The sequence below is a fragment of the uncultured Arthrobacter sp. genome, assembly GCF_902805515.1.
Lineage (GTDB): Bacteria > Actinomycetota > Actinomycetes > Actinomycetales > Micrococcaceae > Arthrobacter_D.
This window is the reverse complement of record NZ_CADCTE010000114.1, coordinates 1-2,715: the sequence shown is the minus strand read 5'-3', so window position 1 is coordinate 2,715 and position 2,715 is coordinate 1. Positions and strand designations below refer to the sequence as shown.

General features: G+C 65.9%; 2 protein-coding genes and 2 pseudogenes. 2 read left to right on the top strand and 2 right to left on the bottom strand.

Annotation, left to right across the window (positions count from 1 at the left end; translation table 11 throughout):
• A partial coding sequence (locus tag QZX79_RS10135) for an aromatic ring-hydroxylating dioxygenase subunit alpha (RefSeq protein ID WP_294568137.1) occupies nucleotides 1–675 on the bottom strand: 675 nt, incomplete at its 3' end.
• A 37-nt stretch (nucleotides 676–712) separates the two neighbouring features.
• On the bottom strand, nucleotides 713–1,900 hold the full coding sequence (locus tag QZX79_RS10130) for an NAD(P)/FAD-dependent oxidoreductase (protein ID WP_294568135.1): 1,188 nt from the start codon (nucleotides 1,898–1,900) through the stop codon (nucleotides 713–715).
• A 210-nt stretch (nucleotides 1,901–2,110) separates the two neighbouring features.
• Here QZX79_RS10130 and QZX79_RS10125 point away from each other — a divergent pair.
• Nucleotides 2,111–2,461, top strand: a pseudogene (locus QZX79_RS10125) (bifunctional 3-phenylpropionate/cinnamic acid dioxygenase ferredoxin subunit).
• 31 nt (nucleotides 2,462–2,492) lie between these two features.
• Nucleotides 2,493–2,715 (top strand): annotated as a pseudogene (locus QZX79_RS10120) (hypothetical protein); the annotation flags it as partial.

The window sequence follows — 2,715 nt, the reverse complement described above, 5'->3', positions numbered from 1 at the left end:
TCCATCGGCGAACTCCGGCAGCACCTCGGTCAGCTCGGGGTGGATCGTGGCGCAGTGGTAGCACTCCATGAAGTTCTCGATGATGAGCTTCCAGTTGGCCTTGACGTCGTAGCGGATCCGCCTGCCCACGCTCAGGTTTGACACGTCGTAGCCCTCGATGGCCCGCAGGTCCCCGAGGCGCTCCTCGATGGCGCCCATGACCTCCTCCTCGAAGGAGGGCGGCTCGGCGGCCAGGCACACCCAGACGTACCCCAGGTACTCGCGCAGGTGCACCTTCACCAGGCCGTACTCATCCCTGTCGATGTCGGGCATCTTTGTCAGGTTCGGTGCCGCGATCAGCTTGCCCTCGAAGTCGTAGGTCCACGCGTGGTACGGGCACTGGAACGACCGCGCGGCCTGCCCCGATTCCTCCATGCACAGCTTCACGCCGCGGTGCCGGCAGATGTTGTAGAAGGCGCGGATCCCGCCCTTGCGGGTCCGTGAGATCAGCACGCTCTCCCGTCCGATCTGCACCGTCTTATACGCGCCGGGCTTGTCCAGGTCCGCCGAACGCACGGCGCAGAACCACATCTGCTCGAAGATCCGTTCCTGCTCGGCCCGGAACACTCCCTCGTCGACATAGGTGTACCCCGGCAACGTCGGGAGCAGACTCGGCGTATTTACCTCAACAGACACAACAACTCCTCCCAGGAACGGGACTAGAAAGCAACGATCAGGACGACAAGACGGCCCCGGCCAGAACCGGGGTGGGGCTCAGGGAGCGCCGCCACTTGGTGAAGAGGCGCGGCTGGTTCATCGCGAGCACGGCCACCGGGCGGTCGCCGCTGTAGTACACGGCGAGGAAGCTGTGGACCGAAGGGTCCCCAGCCTCGATCACCAGCCGGTCCGAGCCGGCACGGTCGCCCGCAAACTGCAGCTTCACCCCGTGCTGATCGGACCAGAAATAGCCGGGCCGCATCGGCTGCTGGGGGGCATCCGCATCCAGCAGGGCGGCAACGGCGAGGGCAGGACGTTCGAGCGCTCCGGTCCAGTGCTCTATCCGCCGGTGGCTTCCACGGGAATTGTCGAACCAGGCGGCACAGTCACCGACCGCGACGACGCCGGGCACATTGGTGCGTCCCATGCCGTCGCAGACGACGCCTTCGTGCAGCAGGACGCCAGAGCCCTTGAGCCATTCGGTGTTCGGCTCCGCACCGATGCCGACAACGACGACGTCGGCCGGGACGTACCGCCCGTCCGCGAGCCGCATCCCGGTGACGTTGCCTTCGGTGCAGTAGTAGTCCTCGACTGCCGCGCCCGACAGGAGGTTCACGCCGTTCGCCCGGTGGAGTGCCGCGACATGCGCCCCCATCTCCTCACCCAGCTGGGCGGCGAAGGGCACGGGCTTGGTGTCGATGATGGTGACCTCCATGCCGCGGGCGACCCCAACCGCGGCGACCTCGGCGCCAACGAACCCGCCGCCGATGATGGTCAGCCTGCTGCCGGCCACAAGCTCCGGGGCGAGGCTTTGCGCATCGGCCATCGTCCGCAGGGTGAAGACATTGTGCAGCCCGGCCAGGCACGGAAGCGTCCGCGCCCGGGCTCCGGTCGCAATGACCACCGCGTCGGCCTCGATGGATCGTCCGCCCTTGAGGTGGACGGTGCGGGTTGCGGCGTCGAGGGAGACCGCCGGCGCACCGAGCACCCATTCCGCCTGCAGCTCGTCGAGGTCCGCTTCGAGGCCGAGCTCCTCGGTCGAGATTCTCCCGAGCAGGAAGTCCTTTGAGAGCGGGGGCCGGTCATACGGCCGGTGCAGCTCGTCTCCGACGATGACCAACCGCCCGGTGAAACCCTGGGCGCGCGCTGCCCGTGCTGCCGAAAGCCCGGCGAGGGAAGCCCCAACGATTACCAGAGTCTGCAAATCAGCTCCTCGACCGGTTGTGCGTAATGCGCAACGTACTTCGTCATACGGAACACTGTGAGTCACGTCACTCTGAGTGTCAAGAGGGCAAATGGCAACTCTTGACATCCCTTGTGACATAGCTCACGCTGTTGCATATTGCGGACAGTGTTGATTCATATGGAACAACCGCCGGCCGGGACCGCTCCTCACCACAGAGAGGCCACCTTCATGCATAGGGCATGCCCCCTCACCGAACTGGCGCCGGGAGATGCCCTGCGCCTCGATACCTCCCCACCCATCGCCGTCTTCCATACGGAGGACGGCTAGCTTTTCGCGATCGATGACACCTGCACCCATCAGGACGCCTCCCTCGCCGATGGGTGGGTCGAGGGCTGCGAGGTCGAATGCCCACTCCACGCATCGAAGTTCGACCTGCGGACGGGCAGGGTCGATGCCCCGCCGGCCAAGCTTCCCGTGCGCGTCCACGAAGTAACCGTGGTCGACGGCGACATTCTGGTCAGCGAGTCAAGCGATGCCCCCAACCTCCCGCCCGGACTGAGCATCAACGGCCAGATCTGACCCGCCCGAGCATCCATCCAAAGGAAGAGCCATGGCAATCAACAACGAAACCCCTGTCGCACCAGGCAGGGAGAATGGCCTTCGGGGTGGATCCTTGCACCCTGCCGGCCATGAACCTCTCCCGCCCAGCGAGGACAACGAGCGGATTCTCGACGAGCTGCAGCAGAGCGCCGGGCGTTCAGAGTCCGTGGCCGCACGGCCCGCCCGCCCGAAGGGGCTCGACAAGGTGATCTTCGGGGTCACCGGCGTGCTGG